Raw genomic sequence first — 19,565 nt, 5'->3', positions numbered from 1 at the left:
AGGGGGTCCGAATTTAGCGGTGGTAGCCGGGCACCTCCTGCTCGACCCGGCCCACACCGTGGTGCGCGGTCGGAGCGTGCGGCTGGGCATGCGCGGTGGTGGTCGGGGCGTACTGATAGCCCGGACCGACCGGCTCGTGTGTCTGAGCGTTGGCAACACCTGCCATGCCCAGCGCGGCGGCACCGATGGCCAGCGGCAGCGCGAAGCGGGCGACCGTCTTGGCGAAGTTGTGGTTGTTCATATCAATCCTCCTGTGTGAGTTGGCTTTTCGTTTGCCAGCCGGGGCGTTCCGGCTATGGCTCAAGAATGCCGCTTCGGGGAGGTGTGGTATGTCGGCCGATCAGCGGTGACATCGGGGGATTTCCCTGTCCCCCGATCGGCGGACCCCGGCACGAAAAAGCCCTCCCCACATGGGGAGGGCCTTCTCGGTCGATCAGATCAGGCGGCCAACTCGCGGCCACTCTGCAGACGCTTTCCGCGGCGGCGTGCACGCACCGCGGCGATGGCCGACTTCAGCCCACGTCGCTGTTCGGGCGCGAGGTCGTCGAACATCCGCTCGCTGCGGGTCTCCGGTGCATCGTCGCGGGTGTCGCTCAGGTACTTGTCCGGCAGTGACAATTTGGCGATCGTCCGCCACGTCTTGCCGTACTGCACCAGGAAATTGCCCGTCGTGTACGGCAGGTCGTACTTGTCGCACAACTGGCGCACCCGGATCCCGATCTCCTCGTACCGGTTGCTCGGCAGGTCCGGGAACAGGTGGTGTTCGATCTGATGGGACAGGTTGCCGCTCATGAACCGCAGCGCAGGCCCCGCTTCGAAGTTGGCACTGCCCAGCATTTGGCGCAGGTACCACTGGCCCTTGCTCTCACCGACCATGTCGGTCTTGGTGAATTTCTCTGCGCCGTCAGGGAAATGGCCACAGAAGATCACGGCATTGGCCCACACGTTGCGGATGACGTTGGCGACCGCGTTGGCTTTCAGCGTCGACTTGAAGGTCGCACCCGGCGACAGCGACGTCAGCGCCGGCCACACCACGTAGTCCTTGGCGATCTGGTGGCCTGCCTTCACGCCGAACTCGCGCATCCGGACCAGCGTCGCGGCACGGTCGTCGCCGCCCTTGGCGATCTTGCCGAGCTCCAGGTGCTGCAGTCCGACGCCCCACTCGAAGCCGATGGCCAGCAGGGTGTTGAACAGCAGGTTGCCGTAGAGGTTGAACGGCTTCCACTTCGCGTCGCGCGTCACACGGATGACGCCGTAGCCCACATCGTCATCCATGCCCAGGATGTTGGTGTACTTGTGGTGCATGAAGTTGTGGGTGAACCGCCAGTGCTTGGACGACCCGCTCATGTCCCACTCCCACGTCGAGGAGTGAATCTCGGGATCGTTCATCCAGTCCCACTGGCCGTGCATGACGTTGTGGCCGATCTCCATGTTCTCGATGATCTTGGCCACGCCCAGGGTGATCGTGCCCGCCCACCACGCCGAGCGGCGCGAGCTGGCAGCCAGCGTGAGCCGGCCCGCCAGTTCCAGAGCGCGCTGGGCGGCGATGGTGCGGCGGATATAGCGCGCGTCGCGCTCGCCGCGGGAGTCTTCGATGTCCTGACGGATGGAGTCCAGCTCATGGGCCAGACTCTCGATGTCCGCCTCGGACAAATGTGCAAATTCGGGGACGTCAGTGATCGCCATCGTTCAAACCCTCCTCTCGTCTACCTACGCTACCGTAACCTACCTTGCCGTAGGTTACCGGTCAGTAAAGCCTAAACGTCCAGTACGCAATCCCCCGAAGCGGCGGATACGCACGTTTGTATGCGCGTGCCGGGTTCGTGTTCGACACCTGTGCGCAGATCGCGGACATGCCCGTCAAGCAGGCCCACGACGCACGATTGACAGATACCCATCCTGCAGCCGAACGGCATCCGGACACCGGCGTTCTCACCGGCGTCCATCAGCGGCGTCGCGGCGTCCACGGTGACGGTCTTGCCGCTGCGCGCGAACTCGACGGTGCCGCCCTGCCCGTGCGGCGCAGCCTTCGACACCGCGAATCGCTCCAGATGCAGCATCTCGGCGAGGCCGGCGGCCGACCAGGCGCGCTCGGCGGACTCGAGCATGCCCTCGGGCCCGCACGCCCACACCTGACGCTCCCGCCAGTCGGGTACCTCGTCGTCGAGACGCGACAGATCCAGGCGGCCCTCGGTCCTGGTGGCGCGCAGACGCAGGCGGTAGCCGTCGTGTCGACGCTGCAGATCTGCCAGCTCCGAGCCAAACAGCACGTCGGATTCCGTTGGCGCCGAATGTAAGTGGACAACGTCGGTGATCTGGTCGCGACGGGTCAGCGTGCGCAGCATCGACATCACCGGGGTAATGCCCGAGCCGCCGGTGATGAACAGCACCTTCGCCGGCGCCGGATCGGGCATCACGAAGTTGCCCTGCGGCGCGGCCAGCCGCACGATAGTGCCGGGTGCCACCCCGCCGACGAGGTGCGTCGACAGGAACCCCTCGGGCATGGCCTTGACCGTGATTGTGATGGTGCGGTTCGATTTCGCCGCGGCGCCGCGCGTCACCGGGCTGGAAGTTAGTGAGTACGACCGCCACCGCCAGCGTCCGTCAACCAGCAGCCCGATGCCGATGTACTGGCCTGGCTGGTAGTTGAAGGAGAATCCCCACCCCGGCTTGATGACCAGAGTCGCCGAATCCTCCGTCTCGCGGCGTACCTCCACGACGCGGCCGCGCAGTTCACGGGCCGACCACAGCGGGTTCGCGAGCTTCAGATAGTCGTCGGGCAGCAGCGGTGTGGTGATGCGCGCGGCAACAGTGCGGAGCGCGTGCCAGGCTGGATGCTTTTCCCCGGCCACTCCCGTTCGCACCGTATCGGCGACATTGGCCGAGACCTTGATCGAGTTCTTGGCCACGAAACCTACGGTACCGTAACTTACGGCCCCGTATGAAGTCCCTGACCCGTCGTTTTGGTCACACTGGACAGCCGGATCCTCAGAGCAGCTCGAGCAAGAACGGCAGTTCCTGCGGCGCATACCAGGCCAGATCGTGGTCCTGGGCGTCGCCGACCACGAACTCCGCGTCTTCGTCACCGAGGTCGGCTTCGTCGACGGCTTCTATCGCCGCCACCACCGCGGGCTCGGCATCGGCGTTGTCGATGTAGGCCGCGATCACGTCGCTGAACGCGATCGGGCCGGACAATCGGACCACCGCGTCGTCGAGATCGGGTCGGGGTGTCGGATCACCCGCCTCGGCCACCACCACCGCGCGGCGGGTCGGCATGTCCGATGCGCCCTCCCCTGCGAGCAGCCGCAGCGACGCCAGCGCCGCCTCGCGCAAAGCCACATCGGCCAGCTCGTCGTCGTCGCCCTGGGCATAGGCCTCGCGCAGCGTCGGGGTCACCGCGAACGCCGTTCCGCTACGGGCATGCAGCAGCTGGTCCGCGACGAGCTGCTGCAACATGGCCAGGGTCGCTGGCACGTACACACGCACGCCGGAAGATTAACCGGCGCCGCGGTTGCCGGCTTCAGGATCCTTCTCCACGGAGATCACGAAGTCGTCGCCGTGCTGAGTGACCCCGCTGACGACGGCATTGTTGACCGCTTCAGACGCGTACTGCCGTCGCACCACCTTCGGGTCGTTGCGCAGGTCTTTCACCAACGCGATCGCCAGGCCGATCATGACGAGCAGGAAGGGCAGGGCCGCGATGATGGTGATGGTCTGCAGGCCCTTCAGCGCATCTTCTCCGCCGACGAGCAGCATCACCGCCGCCACCGCTCCCATTGCGACACCCCAGAAGATGACGGTGGCCCGGCCCGGTTTGATGGTCCCCCGTTCGGAGAGCGAACCCATGACGATCGACGCCGCGTCGGCACCGGAAACGAAGAAGATCGCGACGAGCACCATCACCAGGACGCTCGCGATGGTCGCGATCGGGTACTGGTCGAGCAGACCGAACAGTTGCGCCTCGATGGTGCCCTCGCCCGCGAGGTCGACACCTTCCTGCTGGACCTTGATCGCGGCTCCGCCGAAGACCGCGAACCACACCAGCGAAACAACGCTGGGCACCAGCAGCACTCCCGCGACGAACTGCCGAATGGTGCGCCCACGTGAGATTCGCGCGATGAACATGCCGACGAACGGCGTCCACGACACCCACCACGCCCAGTAGAAGATGGTCCACGTCTGCAGCCAGGTGTTGACCTCGGCACCTTCGGCGCCGGTGCGCGCGGACATCATCGCGATGTCGCCCAGGTAGCTGGCCATTGCGGTTGGCATCAGGTTGAGGATGAAAACCGTTGGGCCGACAACGAATACGAACAGTGCCAGCGAGACGGCCAGCACCATGTTGATATTCGACAGCCACTGGATACCGCGGGCGATCCCCGACACCGCGGACAGCACGAACGCGATAGTCAGCACGGTGATGATAACGATCAGGATCGTGTTGCCGGTTTCGCCGATGCCGCCGACGATCTGCAGTCCGCTGCGAATCTGTAGCGCCCCCAACCCAAGTGACGCCGCTGAACCGAACAGCGTGGCGAAGATCGCCAGCATGTCGATGACCTTGCCCCACGGGCCGTTTGCGCGTGAGCCCAGCAGCGGCTCGAACGCCGCGCTGATCAACTGCAGCCGGCCCTTTCGGTACACGCCGTAGGCGATCGCCAGACCGACGACCGCGTAGATCGCCCAGGGGTGCAAGGTCCAGTGAAACAGCGTGGTCGCCAACGCGTTCTGAACCGCCTCCGGATTTCCAGCGTCGCCGGTCCCAGGTGGCGGGGTGGTGAAGTGTGTCAGGGGTTCGGCGACACCGAAGAACATCAGGCCGATGCCCATGCCCGCGGAGAACATCATGGCGATCCAGGAGACGCCATTGAACTCGGGCTCCTCGTCGTCGCGGCCCAGCGGGATCGTGCCGTAGCGGCCGAGCGCCAGCCACAGCACGAAGATCACGAACCCCGAGCCGGTCAGGACGAACAACCACCCGGTGTTGTCCATCACCCAGGTCAGTGCGCTGCCGGACGCGTTCGCCAGCGACGGGGTGCTGACGAAGCCCCACACCAGAAAGCCGATCGCGATGGCGGCCGTCACGCCGAAGACGACCCAGTCGACTCCACGCGACCGCGTGTACGCGGCTTCTTCAACGGGTACATCCAGAACCGGATGCGGAATGACCTGGTCAGTGGGTGACGAGAGGGCCCGTCCCACGGAAGTGTGCGTTTTCGGGTTCTCGGCGTCGATGGTCACCGATGAGCCATTCCCGCCGCAGCCGCATCTCAACCAAGATCAGGCAATCGGTTGTTCAACGTGCGGCTTCAAGCAGTTCATCCAGCGATTCGCGCAACAGCGTCGGCAGCATGTCGACATCGCTCATCGCGTCGCGGTCGGCGTTGATGCCGAAGTAGAGCATGCCGTTGTACGACGTCACACCGATGGCCAGAACCTGGTTGCGCAACAGCGGTGGCACCGAGTACGTCTCGAGCAGCTTGGTGCCCGCGACGAACATCTGCTTCTGTGCGCCGGGCACGTTCGTGATCAAGAGGTTGAACTGTCGCGCCGAGAAGTCGGTTGCGACGCGAATTCCCATGGCGTGCAACGTCGGTGGCGCGAACCCTGACAAAGTGACGATGGTCCTGGCATCGACCAGACTTGCGGCGGTGGGATGAGATTCGGTGGCGTGCGCTATCTGTGACAGCCTGACCACCGCATTGCCCTCCCCCACGGGGAGATCCACGAGGAACGGCGACACCTCGCTGATCGCCTGTCCAGGCCCCGACGTGTCCAGGTCGGCGTCGGGATACACCGACATCGGGGCCATGGCGCGCATGGTCGTCGTCGCCGTCACCGGCTCACCACGTGACAGGAGCCAATTTCGCAGCGCGCCGGCCACCACCGCGAGCACGACGTCGTTGACGTCACAGTCGTACTTCGCCCGCACCAGGCGGAAATCCTCCAGGTCTCCGGAAGCCACCGCGAACCGACGGTTGCGCGACACCGTGGTGTTCAGCGGACTGCTGGGCGCAGTGCCCCGCGCGGCGGTGCGGACCACGTCGACGAACCGCCTGCCGACGTCAGCCAACTGACCGGCGTTGGTGACGACGCCGGTGACCGCCGAACGCATCTCGCCAACCTGTTCGGCGGGACGGGTCAGCCATTCGCCGACCGCGCCGAAAAGCAGCCGACGGTCGCTGGGCTCGCGCGCCGGAATCCAGATGTCCTCGCCGAACTCCGGGCGCTTCTGCGTGCGGTCGGCGACGACGTGTCCGATTTCCAGCGCCGTCATCCCGTTCACCAGCGCCTGATGCGACTTGGTGTAAAGCGCGATCCGGTTCTTGGCCAGCCCCTCGATCAGGTACATCTCCCACAGCGGCCTGGACTTGTCCAACGGCCGCGACCCCAGCCGCGCGATCAACTCGTGCAGCTGGTCGTCGCTGCCTGGAGACGGTAACGCCGAGCGGCGAATGTGGTAGGTGATGTCGAAGTCGGGGTCGTCCACCCAAACCGGGCGCGCGAGGCCGAGCGTCACTTCGCGGACCTTCTGGCGGTAGCGCGGAATCTGCGGAAGACGCTGTTCGACGGTCGCGAGCAAGGTCTCGTAGCTCAGGCCGTTGCGCGGCTTGCGCAGGATCGACAGCGACCCCACGTACATCGGCGTCGACGTGTTCTCCTTGTGGAAGAACGCCGCGTCGGAGGCCGACAACCTGGTCACCATCGCCGCGACGCCCCCTCGTTGACTACGCGGTTCTCGGCCGCGGTGGTTCTGGTTTACCAACGTAGCGACCAAACCTGTCGCCGCGCATCACGGGTGCAGAGAACCCCCTGCAAACCATGCGATCATGAACAGATCTGCAACTCTCCGGCAGATGCCGTCCATTCCCCCTCGATCGCCGGAGAGCATTTCATGCCTACATCCCCCACCCCCGCCCCGGGTGCCCGATTGGTGTCGCCGGTGATCGACTACGAGCCGCGGCCGGTCGGCATGGCCGTGTGCCGATCGACGCCGGTGCTGCACCGCCGTGCCGCGCGACCGTCGTCGCCACCCGGATATCGGACCGTTCAGGAAGCGGATCCACCGCGCACCGCCGTCACGTTCGCCGATGCCGCCCTGCGCCGGGTGCTCGAAGTCATCGATCGACGCAGGCCCGTCGCGCAGCTGCGACCGCTGGTGGCGCCTGCGCTGATCGACACGGTCATCGAATTGAGCCGGTCGTCGCACGTTCGGGCCGGCCGCCCAAGCAGTGTGCGTACGGTCGCGAGGCTGCGCCGGATACGGCTGCGCATGGTCGACGGAACCGACGGCACCGAGGCCGAGGTGTTCGGTACGTACACCAGCGGGGCACGGGTACGTGCGCTCGCGGCACGCATCGAGCTCTACCGCGAGCGCTGGCGCATCGTCGCTCTGCAGATCGGTTGAGTCCCTGACCGCGGGCGACTCGAGGATAGGGTGAGCGCGTGGAGGGAAACACCATCAGCGTGGAACGGGTCATCAACGCGCCCGCCGACCAGATATTCGCGTTGATCGCCGACGCCGGAAAGCATTCCAGCTTCGACGGCTCGGGCACGGTGGACCATTCGACCGAGCCTTCGCAGCCGTTGACGCTCGGCTCCAAGTTCGGCATGTCGATGCGGGGCCGCCCCGAATCGCTGTTCCTGCCCTACCGCACCACGAACACCGTCATCGAATACGAGACCGACCGCCGCATCGCCTGGAAAACCACGATGGGACCGCTCGGGCTGATCGGCGGACGAATCTGGCGGTACGAACTCGAGCCCGTCGACGGCGGCACGCTGGTCCGAGAGACTTGGGACGTCTCGTCGGACCGGCAACGGCCGATGCTCCGGATGGGATCGATGCCCAGACAGGCCGAAGACGGTATGCGCGCCACCCTGGAGCGCATCGCCGCTCGGCTGACTCCCTAGCCCCGCCGTTTGGTTTCGCGGGCCTGCTGTCGCGCGGCTTCCCGGCGTTCTTTCCGTGTGCCGCCGGATGGTGCCGTATGCCTGCCGCCCCCGCCGGAGCGCTTGACCTCCGTTGAACCGTCCTCGGATGGGCCGCTGTAGGTCATCGGTGGCGCTTCGTTGTCAATTCCCTTGGCGCGCAGGGCCGCCGGCTGAGCCGGCAATCCAGATTCAGTCGGCGCCGGACGCTCCTTGGTCGCAACGGAGCCCTGGGTGCCCTCCTGCGCCTTGGCGGCGGCGGCCTGTGCGAACTCGGCCAGCCCTTGTGGCGCGGCGACCGGCGCGACTGCCGGTGCGGGCGCGGCTTCCACGGCCACGTTGAACAGGAAGCCGACCGACTCTTCCTTCATGCCTTCGAGCATGCCGATGAACATGTCGTAGCCCTCACGCTGGTACTCGACCAGCGGGTCGCGCTGCGCCATCGCGCGCAGCCCGATGCCCTCCTTGAGGTAGTCCATCTCGTAGAGATGCTCGCGCCACTTGCGGTCGACCACGTTGAGCAACACGTTGCGTTCCAGCTGACGCATCGCACCCTCGCCGGCAATCTCCTCGAGCTCTTTCTCGCGCACGGCGTACGCGCGTTCGGCGTCTTTGATCAACGCATCGAGCAGCTCGTCCCGAGTCAGCTCGCCGGCCTCACCGATGGCGTCGGAATCGATGAGGTCGTGATGGTCGATGCCCACCGGGTACAGCTGCCCGAGCGCGGTCCAGAGCTGTTCGAGGTCCCAGTCCTCGGAGTAACCCTCGGCGGTCGCACCGTTCACGTACGCGGTGACGACGTCGATGAGCATCTTGTGGGCCTGGTCGGCGAGGTTCTCGCCCTCAAGGATCCGGCGGCGCTCGTCGTAGATGACCACGCGCTGCTTGTTCATCACTTCGTCGTACTTGAGGACGTTTTTGCGGACCTCGAAGTTCTGCTGCTCGACCTGTGTCTGCGCGCTCTTGATCGCTCGGCTGACCATCTTCGCCTCGATCGGCACATCGTCGGGCAGGTTCAGCCGGGTCAGCAGCGATTCCAGCGTCGCGCCGTTGAACCGCCGCATGAGCTCGTCACCGAGTGAGAGGTAGAACCGGGATTCGCCCGGATCACCCTGACGGCCCGAGCGGCCGCGCAGCTGGTTGTCGATACGGCGGGACTCGTGGCGCTCGGTGCCCAGAACGTACAGCCCGCCGACCTCGATCACGTCCTTGGCTTCGTCGGCTGCTTCGGCCTTCACCTGGGGTAGGAGCTTGTGCCACGCGGCTTCGTACTCCTCGGGCGTCTCCACCGGGTCCAGGCCCTGGTCACGCAGCCTCTTGTCGACGAGGAAGTCGACGTTGCCTCCGAGCACGATGTCGGTGCCGCGGCCGGCCATGTTCGTGGCCACCGTGATCGCTTTGAGGCGGCCGGCCTCAGCGATGATGTTGGCCTCCTGCTCGTGGTACTTCGCGTTCAGCACGTTGTGCGGGATGCGGCGCTTGGTGAACTGGCGCGACAGGTACTCCGAGCGCTCCACGCTGGTGGTGCCGATCAGCACCGGCTGGCCCGTCTCGAACCGCTCGCTGACGTCGTCGACGACCGCGATGTACTTGGCCTCTTCGGTCTTGTAGATCAGGTCGGACTGGTCGGCACGGATCATCGACCTGTTGGTCGGGATGCTGACCACGCCGAGCTTGTAGATCTCGTGCAGCTCGGACGCCTCGGTCTGGGCGGTACCCGTCATGCCGGCGAGCTTGTCGTAAAGACGGAAGTAGTTCTGCAGCGTGATCGTCGCCAGCGTCTGGTTCTCGGCCTTGATCTCGACGTGCTCCTTGGCCTCGATCGCCTGGTGCATGCCCTCGTTGTAGCGCCGCCCGACCAGCACGCGGCCGGTGAACTCGTCGACGATGATGACCTCGCCGTCCCGCACGATGTAGTCCTTGTCGCGCGTGAACAGTTCCTTGGCCTTGATGGAGTTGTTGAGGTAGCTGACCAGCGGAGAGTTGGCGGCCTCGTAGAGGTTGTCGATGCCGAGCTGATCCTCGACGAACTCGACGCCGATCTCGTGGACACCGATGGTCCGCTTGCGGATGTCGACCTCGTAGTGGACGTCCTTCTCCATCAGCGGAGCGAGCCGCGCGAACTCGGAGTACCAGTTCGACGCCCCGTCGGCCGGGCCGGAGATGATCAGCGGGGTACGGGCCTCGTCGATGAGGATCGAGTCGACCTCGTCGACGACGGCGAAGTTGTGGCCACGCTGCACCAGGTCGTCCAGTGAGTGCGCCATGTTGTCACGCAGGTAGTCGAAGCCGAACTCGTTATTCGTGCCGTAGGTGATGTCGGCGCCGTAGGCCGCGCGCCGCTCGTCGGGCGTCAGACCGGAGAGGATCACGCCGACGTCGAGGCCCAGGAAGCGGTGCACGCGACCCATCCATTCGGCGTCACGTTTGGCCAGGTAGTCGTTGACCGTGACGACGTGCACACCCTTGCCGGACAGCGCGTTGAGATAGGCGGGCAACACACAGGTCAGGGTCTTGCCCTCACCGGTCTTCATCTCCGCGACGTTGCCGAAGTGCAATGCCGCGCCACCCATCACCTGGACGTCGAAGTGCCGTTGATCCAGTACTCGCCACGCCGCTTCTCTGGCGACCGCGAACGCCTCGGGTAGCAGGTCGTCGAGGCCTTCGCCGCCGTCGTACCGCTTCTTGAACTCGTCCGTCTTGGCCCGCAGCTCGGCGTCGGAGAGCTTCTCCACGCTGTCGGACAGGGTGTTGACGTACTCAGCCACCCCCTTGAGGCGCTTGACCATGCGGCCTTCACCGAGACGGAGCAACTTATCCAGCACGCTATTCCTCAGGCTTTCCAAATGGGTTGGATCTGCTACAGCTCAACCCATGGTAGCGACGTGGCACGCCGAGTTTCCCGAGCGTGTCAGGCCTACGGCTCGGAGGCGAATCAGCCTTCCGGGCCGGAAAGCCGAATCAACCCGTAGTCGTAGGCGTGGCGGCGGTACACCACGCACGGCTTGTCGCTCTCCTTGTCGTGGAAGAGGAAGAAGTCGTGGCCGACGAGTTCCATCTGCGACAGCGCGTCGTCCGTCGTCATCGGTGTCGCGGGATGTTCCTTGGTGCGCACGATCCGTCCGGGCTCGTGATCGTCCACCATTGCGCCGTCGACCTGCGGTGATTCCGGCCCGGAGCCATTGAGCGTGTCGGGCAGCGGGCCGATCGCGGTGGCCTCGGCCAGCGAAACCGGCGTCTTGTCGCCGTAGTGGATCTTGCGACGGTCCTTGCTGCGCCGGAGCCGGTTCTCGAGTTTGCAGACCGCGGACTCCAGGGCGGCGTAGAAACTGTCGGCGCAGGCCTCGCCCCGAACTACCGGGCCGCGGCCGCGCGCGGTTATTTCGACGTGCTGGCAGTTCTTGCGTTGCCGCCGATTCTTTTCATGATCCAGTTCGACGTCGAAGAGGTAGATGGTGCGGTCGAGTCGTTCGAGGCGGGAGAGTTTGTCTGAGACGTAGATGCGGAAGTGCTCGGGAATCTCGACGTTGCGGCCCTTGACGACGATCTCGGCTCGCAGTTCGGCTTCGGGCGTTTCGTCGTTGACGAACGTCGCTTGGTCCGAGGCAATGGAATGGGTTGACATACTTGGCAACTCGTTTCTCTTCGCGTCCGCACGCGTCAGCGTGCCCGGCTAGCTGTGGATACGCGCCGAGGGGCTCTGCATGTCTTATGCCTTTGTCGCGGCCCGCCGGTGCAAGGTGTCGTCTACTCACCTCCTACCGCTGGTGGGCGATGCTGGCGCCGTCGGTGATGCGCCGCCGTGAGGCACTCACGGGTGGTTGATGCCGACGGTAGTCCGTGTTCACCCGGTCGTGCCACAAAATGCACTGAGTTTTCTCCGACCTGTTTTCAGTTCTTCACATCACCTTGACGGCGGAGTAATTGGCGGGACCGTCACTTGGGGTCGTCACGCGTTGGCGATAGCCAGGACGGCCACCACGGACGCCCCGGCCCGTTGCAGGACGCGGACGGATTCAGACGCGGTGGCGCCGGTCGTCACGATGTCGTCGACGACCACGACTTCTCCTCGGACCCGTCGGACCTGCTTCACCCGCCCTGCGATGTTGCGCTGACGGTCGGCGCTGGAAAGGCCGGCGGAATCGGCTACGAAGGCCCGTGTACGCAGCGCTTGAACGACGGCAACTTCGTCCCGCTCGGCGGTCGCGGCGCGAGCGACGCGGGTGACCGGGTCGCCGCCGCGGCGCCTGGCCGACCACCGACGCGTGGGCGCGGGCACCACGACGAGCGGCGTACCGACTACACCCCACGTCACCATCTGGGCCAGCCCCACGCGGAGCACGTCGGCGAGTGGCATGACGAGGTCGGCACGGCCGTGCTCCTTCACGGCGACAATGGCTTGACGGCGTGCGCCCGCGTAGCGGCCCAGCGAGAAAACGGGTACGCCCGGGTCGACGCGAGGGCTGACGAGATGCGGCTCGTCCGGCCTGACGGCGAGGTCTTTGGCGCAGGCGTCGCACCATCGCGTCGAGCGCGCGCCGCAGCCACCGCACTCCAGCGGGACGATCAAATCGAGCATGACCGCAGTGTCGCGGTGCGCGGTGACATGTCGGCTCGCCGGCGTCGAGCGGCCGTTCGGAACTGGGTACTCCTCCGGAATGCAAGACGAACGGGAAGCGGTCATCGTCAAATGCCTGGTCGAGGCGTTCTCCGAGCTGATGAAGGCGGATCCCGACGCCTTTCGGACCAAGTTCCGCAAGATGGCGGCCGAACCGTTCGCCTTCTACCGAGGCAGCGCCTGCCTGTTTTATGCCGATGTCGCCGAGCGCGAGGACAGATGGGCGGACGAACGATCCTCGCGCGTGTGGATTCAGGGGGACTTGCACGCGGAGAACTTCGGCACCTATATGGACGGCGCCGGGATCCTGATTTTCGACGTCAACGATTTCGATGAGGCGTTCGTCGGGAATTTCACGTGGGATCTGCAGCGGTTCGCGGCCAGTATCGCGTTGATGTGCTGGCAGAAGGCGCTCTCCGACGAGGAGATCAAGGCGCTGATCGAAACGTTCGTCCGCGCCTATATCGACCAGGTGCGGTGGTTCACCGAAGAGGAGGACGACAGCTCGTTCTCGCTGAATCTCGATACCGCTCAGGGCGCGGTGCTCACGGCATTGCAGACGGCCCGACTGTCAACACGGTCGCAGATGCTCGAGCGCATGACCAAAATCGACGACAGCGATCGGCGCTTCCGTGAGATCGAAGGGGTGCGCAGGCTCGACGAGTCCGAATACGAGAAGGTGAACGCCGCCTTCGAGGCGTACCAGGAGACCATTCCGCGGTCCAAGAAGTTCCGCGAAGTCGCCTACGACGTCAAGGACATCGTCGGCCGGACCGGTTTCGGCATCGGCAGCGCCGGGCTGCCGAGCTACAACGTGCTGATCGAAGGGTTCAACCAAGCCCTGGACAACGACATTGTGCTCTCCATGAAGCAGGGCAATATCGCCGCCCCGAGCCGTGTGGTCGCCGACGAGGCGGTGCACAAGTACTTCAAGCACCACGGGCACCGCACGGCGGTGTCACAACGAGCGCTGCAGGCGCACGCCGATCCCCTCCTCGGCTACACCGAGATCGACGACATCGGTTACGTGGTGGCCGAACTGTCGCCCTACGAGTCGGATTTGGACTGGACCGAGGTGACCGAACCTGACGAATTCGCCGAAGTCATCGATCAACTCGGTCGCGCCGTCGCCAAGGTGCACTGCGTGGGTGACGCCGACAGCGATCAGACGCTTGTCGACTTCCAGACCGAAGAGGCGATCGTCGAGGTGATCGGCGAGCGCACCGACGACTTCGTCGACGACATGGTTTCCTTCGGCCTCGAGTACGCCGCCACGGTGCGCGACGATCATCGCCATTTCGTCGAGGCGTTCCGCGAGGGCCGCATTCCCGGCGTCACATCTACCTGAGTCGGGCGTCCGGAGACTCAGCGCGGCGCAACGATTCCGTTGTCGTAGGCATAGACGATCGCCGCAGAGCGGTCGCGCAGGTTGAGCTTCACGAAGATGCGCCCGATGTGGCTTTTGACCGTGACGCCGGAGATGAAGAGCTCGTCGGCGATCTCCGCATTCGACCGGCCCTTGGCGATCAACGTCAGCACGTCGAGTTCACGTGCAGTGAGGTCGGCCAACGCAGCGCTGTGATTCGGTTCGGCGACCTTGCGGTAGGCCGTCAGAACACGCGCGGTGACCGCCGGGTCGAGATAACTGTCGCCTCTGGCCACCGCTCGGACGGCGCGGATCAGCTCCTCGGCAGACGAATCTTTGAGCACGAAGCCGGCCGCCCCGGCACGCAGCACACCCGACAGCAGCTCGTCGTCATTGAAGGTGGTCAGCGCGAGGACCGGTGGACCACCGGCGGCGCACAGGAGACGCGTCGCCTCGATGCCGTCCACACGTCGCATGCGCAGATCCATCACCACGACATCGGGCCGTTGTTGAGCGAGCGCGTCAGGGACTTCGTCGCCGTCTGAACACTCCGCGACGATCACGAAGCCGTCTTTGCGGCGAAGGATGCGGCGTAACCCTGAACGCACCAGGTCCTGGTCGTCAACCAGCAGAACAGCGATCTCGGGGGTCGCTTCTGTCATAGCGGGCACCAAGGAGGGCGCCAGCCGTTGGCGGCGTCGCCCAACGGAATCTCGGCCAGCACCGACCACTGGTCGCCAGACGGGCCGACATCGACGTGTCCGCCGAGAAGTTCGACGCGTTGACGCATGCCGTTCAGCCCGCGGCCGACGGTCCCCACGCTGGCGGAAACTGTCACGGGCAGCTGATTGGTGACCTTCAGCTTCGCCGATTCTTGCGAAACCTCCAGCGAAACCGTCGAATCCGATTCAGGGGCATGCTTGGCGATGTTGGCAAGCGATTCCTGGATGATGCGGTACATCGCGAGCCCGACTGTGGGCGTCACCCGGTCGACCGGCCCGGCGGTATAGAGCGTGACGTTCAATCCCGCGCGAAGGAAATCGTTGACCAGGGTTGGGATTTCCTGCACCCCCGGCTCGGGAGTCAGCTTCGTCCGACCGTCGTCGAGCAGTCCGACCGTGCGACGAATGTCGGCCATCGCCTGACGACCGAGCTGTTCGGCCTGTTCCAGGGATTCGATTGCGTCGTCGACGTCGCGGTCCTCCTGCAATCCACGGCGCGCGGCGGTGGTGTGTAGCAAGGTAACGGACAGTGAGTGGGCGATCACGTCGTGCACTTCGCGTGCGATGCGGCGACGTTCATCGGCGGCCGCATGCTCGGCGAGCTGCGCCTGGGCCTGCTGCTGCTTGAGCAGCAACTGCTGCTGGGTGTGCATGAGATAGCCGACCAGCCAACCCATTCCGACGAAGCTCAAATAGAGAGCGAAGGCGTCGAGGCGATGCATCGCGAACGCGACCAGTAACAGCGCCATCGACGATGCGGTGGCCAGGAAACCGGCGAACAACCCCGACATGGCCCCTACGGTGCCCACGACCAGCACTAGCAGCAGGGGCGCGAAATCTCCGGAAACGGGTGTCGAGGTCGCGAACAAAAAGATAGCCGTCGCGGCGGTCCATGCACTCCACAGTCCCGGCGCTTCATACACTTTCATCGTCACGCCGTAGACCAGGAACACCCCGCACGGCACTGCCGCAATGGCGATGGCGATGAGCCCAGCGGGCAGATCTGCGGCGGGACGCTGCATTGCGGCGATGACGCAAACTCCGACGACGGTGACATCGACGGTCAGCACAAAAGCCCATGTGAATCCGAGCGGGAGCACTTCGCCTCTCCGCCGGATCCGATCCCGCAGCCAACACATTGCCGCGCGCAGCATCGTTCGATCGTAGAAGACCCGGTATGTCGCCACATCGTCCTGTGGTCGCAGGTCGTCTCCGACCGTGGTAGGAGACGAAAAGCAGTCCTCGGCACGACGCGGGAGGGCCGTCCGACTTCGTAGCGTTTCCACCATGACATGGTCACAACTGCACGAACGCATGGCCTTCATGGCCGACCTGATCGACCGCGCGGCCACCGATCCCGAGGCGGCAATTGATTTGAACGGCAGGACCGCCGATGTCGAGCGGCTGTTCGGAAGCGAGGAAGGCCTGCTGCTGTCGCTGCGTCACCGATGGGTGACGATGCTGACCGCCAAGCTCGATCAGGCTGTCCACGAGGATGTTTCGGCCGATCAGGCCCGAGCCGAACTGGCCGCCGCCAACCCCGGATTACTGGCACTCCTCGATGCGGCGAACCGTCGGTCGGTGCGGATGCGCGCACTTGCCCACGGCGAGAAGCACATCGTCGCGCTGTATACCTCTCCGGGCAACGACCGGCAGACCGTTGCATGACGCGACGATCAGGTTGGGGCGCCTCACGAGCCGCTACGCCATCTGGGTCCTCGTCTTCTGGGTGATCGCCGCCGGGGCCGCCAACCTCGCGGTGCCGCAACTCGAGCGGGTGGTGGAATCTCACTCCCGCTCGTTCATGCCCACCGATGCACCCAGTTCCATCGCCGCGCGGCAGGCCGCCGCGCTTCTCAACGAGACACCCAGCAACAACCTCAATTACATTGTCCTGGAGGGTGATCGCCCTCTCGGTGACCAGGACCGCGAGTTCTACGACCGACTCATCGGAAGCCTGCGGGCCGACTCCGGGCAGGTGTACTCGGTGACGGATCTGTGGTCCGACCCGGCAACCGCCTCAGCCGCGCTGAGCGACGACGGGCGCGCGGTCACCGTCATGATGCGGTTGTCGGGCATGCTTGGCACATCGCAGGCCGCCGAGGCCGTCACCGCAATGCGCGATACGGTCACGCGGCTCGACCCACCGCCGGGTCTGAGCGTGTACGTGACCGGGCCCGGCGCCACCATCGCCGACGAGTTCAGTGCAATCGACCGGCAGATGCTCGGCATCACCGCCGCGACGGTCGGCCTGATCCTGCTCTTGTTGCTCATCGTGTACCGCTCGCCGGTCGGCGCCGCGATCCCGCTGATCTCCGTCGGACTGGCACTTGCTGTGGCACGGCCCGTGGTGGCCGCGCTGGGCGACGCCGGCCTGTCCGAGGTGTCGTTGTTCTCGGTTGCCCTGCTGGCAGCGATGATGCTCGGCGCGGGAACCGACTATGCGATCTTTTTGATCGGCCGCTATCACGAGGGCAGGCGACAGGGGTTGCCCTCGTCCGACTCACTGGAGGCGGCCTACCGGGGTGTCGCCCCGGTCATCGCGGGATCGGCGCTCACGATCGCCGCGGCGCTGACCAGCTTGAGCTTCGCCGATGTCGGGATGTTCCGTAGTACTGGAATTCCCTGCGCGGTAGGCGTTTTGGTGGCGATGTTCTCCGCGCTGACCCTCACGCCCGCACTGATAGCACTTGCGGGCCGGCGCGGCCTACTCGAGCCGCGGCGCACGGTAAGCGCGCGTCGATGGCGCCGGGTGGGTGTCACCGTGACGCGCTGGCCCGCACCCATCCTGGTCGCGAGCGTTGGGGTCATCGCCATTGCGGCGATTCCGGTGCTCGGTCTGCGGATCGGCTGGGACGAACCCGCTGCGACGCCACAGAGCACAGAGTCCAACCTGGGCTACGCGGCCGCCGACCGCCACTTCGACGCCAACCATCTGCTCGCCACGGTGGTCACCGTCGCCGCGGAGAACGACCTCCGCAACCCGGCAGGGCTGATCGCCGTCGAACGGATCACCAAGCAGATCATGGCCATACCCGGCGTCAGGATGGTGCAGTCGGCCAGCCGACCGGCAGGCACGGTGCCCGACGAAGCGACGCTGAGCGGACAAGCCGGCATCATCGGCGACCAGTTCGTCGGCATGATCGACGGGCTCACCGAGCGACTCGGCGGCGTCGCGACTCTCGACAGCGCGCTTGCATCGATGACGACCGCGGTCGCGAGGCTCTCCGACGGCCTGGCGGGAAGCGCTGCGGGCCTCGGCGACGTCGGACTCGCTGCCGACGACATGCGGGCCGGGATGAGCGGTCTGCAGACCAACATGACCACCGTTTCGGGGTACCTCGACCCGATGCGCGGCTTCGTGTCGTCGACTCCGAATTGCCCCACCAACCCAATCTGCTCAGTCGTCGCCAGAGTGGTCCAGCCCGTCGATGACGTCATGCGCAGTTCCGTCCAATTAACCAGCGGCGCAGACAAACTCAGGGTCGGATCCGCAGAAGCCACGCGAGCGCTCGCTGGCCTGCCGCCAGCGGTCGACGAGATGGCGGCGCAATTGCAGCAGGCGCGTGTCGCGACTACCGACCTCGCCTCATTGACGTCGTCACTGGGCCCACAACTGCGCCAGCTGACGGACTACCTGCACGAGATCGACACACAGTTTCGCCGCAGCGCGGCAGGCGGCTTCTACATGCCGCAGCGGGCGCTGTCCGATCCCGCCCTGCGGGCGGCTTTGGACCAACTCATGTCGGACGACGGTCGCGCGACCTATCTGCTCGTCTTCGGTGACGGGCATGAGTGGAGCGGAGACGGCGCTGCGCGTGCCGGTCAAATCCAAACCGCTGTGCGCGAGGCGACCAAAGAGGGCACGCTCACCCCCACCGCGGTGCACCTCTCCGGCGTCGGACCGGCCACCGCGGACCTGCAACGGCTGGTCGACGGCGACCTGGTGCTGCTGGTGGTGGCGACGTTGGCGCTGATCTTCATCATCGTCGCGCTGATGCTCCGCAGCCCCGTCGCGGGGATCGTCGTCGTCGGCACGGTGGCGATGTCCTATGCGTCGGCGCTGGGCGCGAGTGTGCTGATCTGGCAGCACCTGTTGCACCACGACCTGCATTGGGCGGTGGCGCCGATTTCATTCATCGCTTTGGTCGCCGTCGGCGCCGACTACAACCTCTTGCTTGCCATGCGAATTCGCGAAGAGGCGTCCGCTGGCCTGGGGACTGGCATCATCCGCGCGTTCGCGGCGACCGGCGGAGTCGTCACCACCGCGGGAATCGTCTTCGGCATCACCATGTTCGCGCTCGCGGGCAGCACCGTGCTCAGCATCGCTCAGATCGGCGTGACGATCGGCGTCGGCCTGATGCTCGACACCCTGGTCGTGCGCACATTCGTGCTGCCGTCGGTGGTGGCGCTAATCGGCCGCTGGTTCTGGTGGCCGACGATGCTGCCCGGGCGACGGGCGGTCAGCCCAGAACGATCGAGTCTCCCTGCACCGAAACCGCTTCTGATGCCAGCGGCTTGGTCGCGGGACCGTTAGCCACCGAGCCGTCGAGGTTGAACTTGCTGCCGTGGCAGGGACAGTTGATGGTGCCGTCCACGACCTCGTTCACCGCGCATCCGGCGTGGGTGCAGGTCGACGAGAAGCCCTTGAAATCGCCTGCAGTCGCCTGGGTCACGACAACCTCGCCCACGATGAGACCCGAGCCGACGGGCACATCCGATGTCTTGGCGATGGCCTTGGTCTGTTCCGGGGCCGTGCCGCCGGTTGTCGGCGCCGCCTGCGTCGTCGTCGCGGTGTCACCGGACGCCTCTGGCTTCTTGCCGTAGCTCGTGCAGGCGGCGAGTACGGACGCGAGCATCCCGACGCCTGCCCCGATCAGAACCTTCTGCCGTGGAATTCGCAAATCTGTGAACGACATAGAAAACC

The 19,565-nt window shown here is 65.5% G+C and carries 17 protein-coding genes; 5 read left to right on the top strand and 12 right to left on the bottom strand.

Going from position 1 to position 19,565, the window contains the following annotated elements; all coding sequences use genetic code 11:
* Positions 1–13: 13 nt before the first annotated feature.
* The 6 genes from ACIA48_RS19265 to ACIA48_RS19240 form a co-directional block, all read right to left on the bottom strand.
* Positions 14–241 carry a hypothetical protein gene (locus tag ACIA48_RS19265; RefSeq protein ID WP_396734835.1) on the bottom strand — a complete coding sequence of 76 codons (228 nt, stop codon included), beginning with the start codon at positions 239–241 and terminating at the stop codon, positions 14–16.
* Positions 242–438: 197 nt separating this feature from the next.
* Positions 439–1,686 carry a fatty acid desaturase family protein gene (locus ACIA48_RS19260; protein WP_396734832.1) on the bottom strand — a complete coding sequence of 416 codons (1,248 nt, stop codon included), beginning with the start codon at positions 1,684–1,686 and terminating at the stop codon, positions 439–441.
* Between the two features lie 71 nt (positions 1,687–1,757).
* A complete protein-coding gene (locus tag ACIA48_RS19255) occupies positions 1,758–2,909 on the bottom strand; it encodes a ferredoxin reductase (protein WP_396734829.1) in 1,152 nt (383 codons plus the stop codon).
* A 79-nt stretch (positions 2,910–2,988) separates the two neighbouring features.
* Positions 2,989–3,486: a DUF6912 family protein gene (locus ACIA48_RS19250; protein WP_396734827.1), complete on the bottom strand. Its 498-nt coding sequence runs from the start codon at positions 3,484–3,486 to the stop codon at positions 2,989–2,991.
* 9 nt (positions 3,487–3,495) lie between these two features.
* Positions 3,496–5,241, bottom strand: a complete 1,746-nt coding sequence (locus tag ACIA48_RS19245; protein WP_396734824.1) for a BCCT family transporter — start codon at positions 5,239–5,241, stop codon at positions 3,496–3,498.
* A 55-nt stretch (positions 5,242–5,296) separates the two neighbouring features.
* Positions 5,297–6,706 carry a wax ester/triacylglycerol synthase family O-acyltransferase gene (locus tag ACIA48_RS19240; protein ID WP_396734821.1) on the bottom strand — a complete coding sequence of 470 codons (1,410 nt, stop codon included), beginning with the start codon at positions 6,704–6,706 and terminating at the stop codon, positions 5,297–5,299.
* A 189-nt stretch (positions 6,707–6,895) separates the two neighbouring features.
* On the opposite strand from ACIA48_RS19240, the gene ACIA48_RS19235 reads away from it, so the two are divergent.
* Positions 6,896–7,408, top strand: coding sequence for an Rv3235 family protein (locus ACIA48_RS19235; protein ID WP_396734818.1), 513 nt, complete (start codon positions 6,896–6,898; stop codon positions 7,406–7,408).
* Positions 7,409–7,446: 38 nt separating this feature from the next.
* Positions 7,447–7,914, top strand: a complete 468-nt coding sequence (locus ACIA48_RS19230; protein WP_396734815.1) for an SRPBCC family protein — start codon at positions 7,447–7,449, stop codon at positions 7,912–7,914.
* Here ACIA48_RS19230 and secA read toward each other — a convergent pair.
* From secA to ACIA48_RS19215, 3 genes are all read right to left on the bottom strand, one after another.
* On the bottom strand, positions 7,911–10,757 hold the full coding sequence (gene secA / locus ACIA48_RS19225) for a preprotein translocase subunit SecA (protein ID WP_396734812.1): 2,847 nt from the start codon (positions 10,755–10,757) through the stop codon (positions 7,911–7,913). The two genes, ACIA48_RS19230 and secA, sit on opposite strands and share 4 nt — an antisense overlap.
* A gap of 110 nt (positions 10,758–10,867) precedes the next feature.
* Positions 10,868–11,557 carry a ribosome hibernation-promoting factor, HPF/YfiA family gene (hpf, locus tag ACIA48_RS19220; protein WP_396734810.1) on the bottom strand — a complete coding sequence of 230 codons (690 nt, stop codon included), beginning with the start codon at positions 11,555–11,557 and terminating at the stop codon, positions 10,868–10,870.
* A 324-nt stretch (positions 11,558–11,881) separates the two neighbouring features.
* Positions 11,882–12,511 (bottom strand): ComF family protein, encoded by a 630-nt coding sequence (locus tag ACIA48_RS19215; protein WP_396734808.1) that lies wholly within the window; start codon positions 12,509–12,511, stop codon positions 11,882–11,884.
* 79 nt (positions 12,512–12,590) lie between these two features.
* Between ACIA48_RS19215 and ACIA48_RS19210 the strand changes: the two genes are divergently transcribed.
* Positions 12,591–13,898 carry a DUF2252 domain-containing protein gene (locus ACIA48_RS19210; RefSeq protein ID WP_396735098.1) on the top strand — a complete coding sequence of 436 codons (1,308 nt, stop codon included), beginning with the start codon at positions 12,591–12,593 and terminating at the stop codon, positions 13,896–13,898.
* 17 nt (positions 13,899–13,915) lie between these two features.
* Here ACIA48_RS19210 and ACIA48_RS19205 read toward each other — a convergent pair whose 3' ends face one another.
* Positions 13,916–14,578 (bottom strand): response regulator, encoded by a 663-nt coding sequence (locus ACIA48_RS19205; protein ID WP_396734806.1) that lies wholly within the window; start codon positions 14,576–14,578, stop codon positions 13,916–13,918.
* Entirely contained in the window at positions 14,575–15,792 is a 1,218-nt protein-coding gene (locus ACIA48_RS19200; protein WP_396734803.1) for a sensor histidine kinase, read from the bottom strand. Before ACIA48_RS19200 ends, ACIA48_RS19205 begins: the two co-directional genes overlap by 4 nt.
* 133 nt (positions 15,793–15,925) lie before the next feature.
* Between ACIA48_RS19200 and ACIA48_RS19195 the strand changes: the two genes are divergently transcribed.
* Positions 15,926–16,306 carry a hypothetical protein gene (locus ACIA48_RS19195; protein WP_396734801.1) on the top strand — a complete coding sequence of 127 codons (381 nt, stop codon included), beginning with the start codon at positions 15,926–15,928 and terminating at the stop codon, positions 16,304–16,306.
* Positions 16,299–19,175 (top strand): RND family transporter, encoded by a 2,877-nt coding sequence (locus ACIA48_RS19190; protein ID WP_396734799.1) that lies wholly within the window; start codon positions 16,299–16,301, stop codon positions 19,173–19,175. Before ACIA48_RS19195 ends, ACIA48_RS19190 begins: the two co-directional genes overlap by 8 nt.
* On the opposite strand, the gene ACIA48_RS19185 is transcribed toward ACIA48_RS19190, so the two are convergent.
* Positions 19,102–19,557, bottom strand: coding sequence for a ubiquinol-cytochrome c reductase iron-sulfur subunit (locus tag ACIA48_RS19185; RefSeq protein ID WP_396734796.1), 456 nt, complete (start codon positions 19,555–19,557; stop codon positions 19,102–19,104). The two genes, ACIA48_RS19190 and ACIA48_RS19185, sit on opposite strands and share 74 nt — an antisense overlap.
* Between the last annotated feature and the right edge of the window lie 8 nt (positions 19,558–19,565).

The sequence above is a fragment of the Mycobacterium sp. NPDC051804 genome, from assembly GCF_044452905.1.
GTDB lineage: Bacteria > Actinomycetota > Actinomycetes > Mycobacteriales > Mycobacteriaceae > Mycobacterium.
This window is presented reverse-complemented; position numbering and strand designations above follow the sequence as displayed.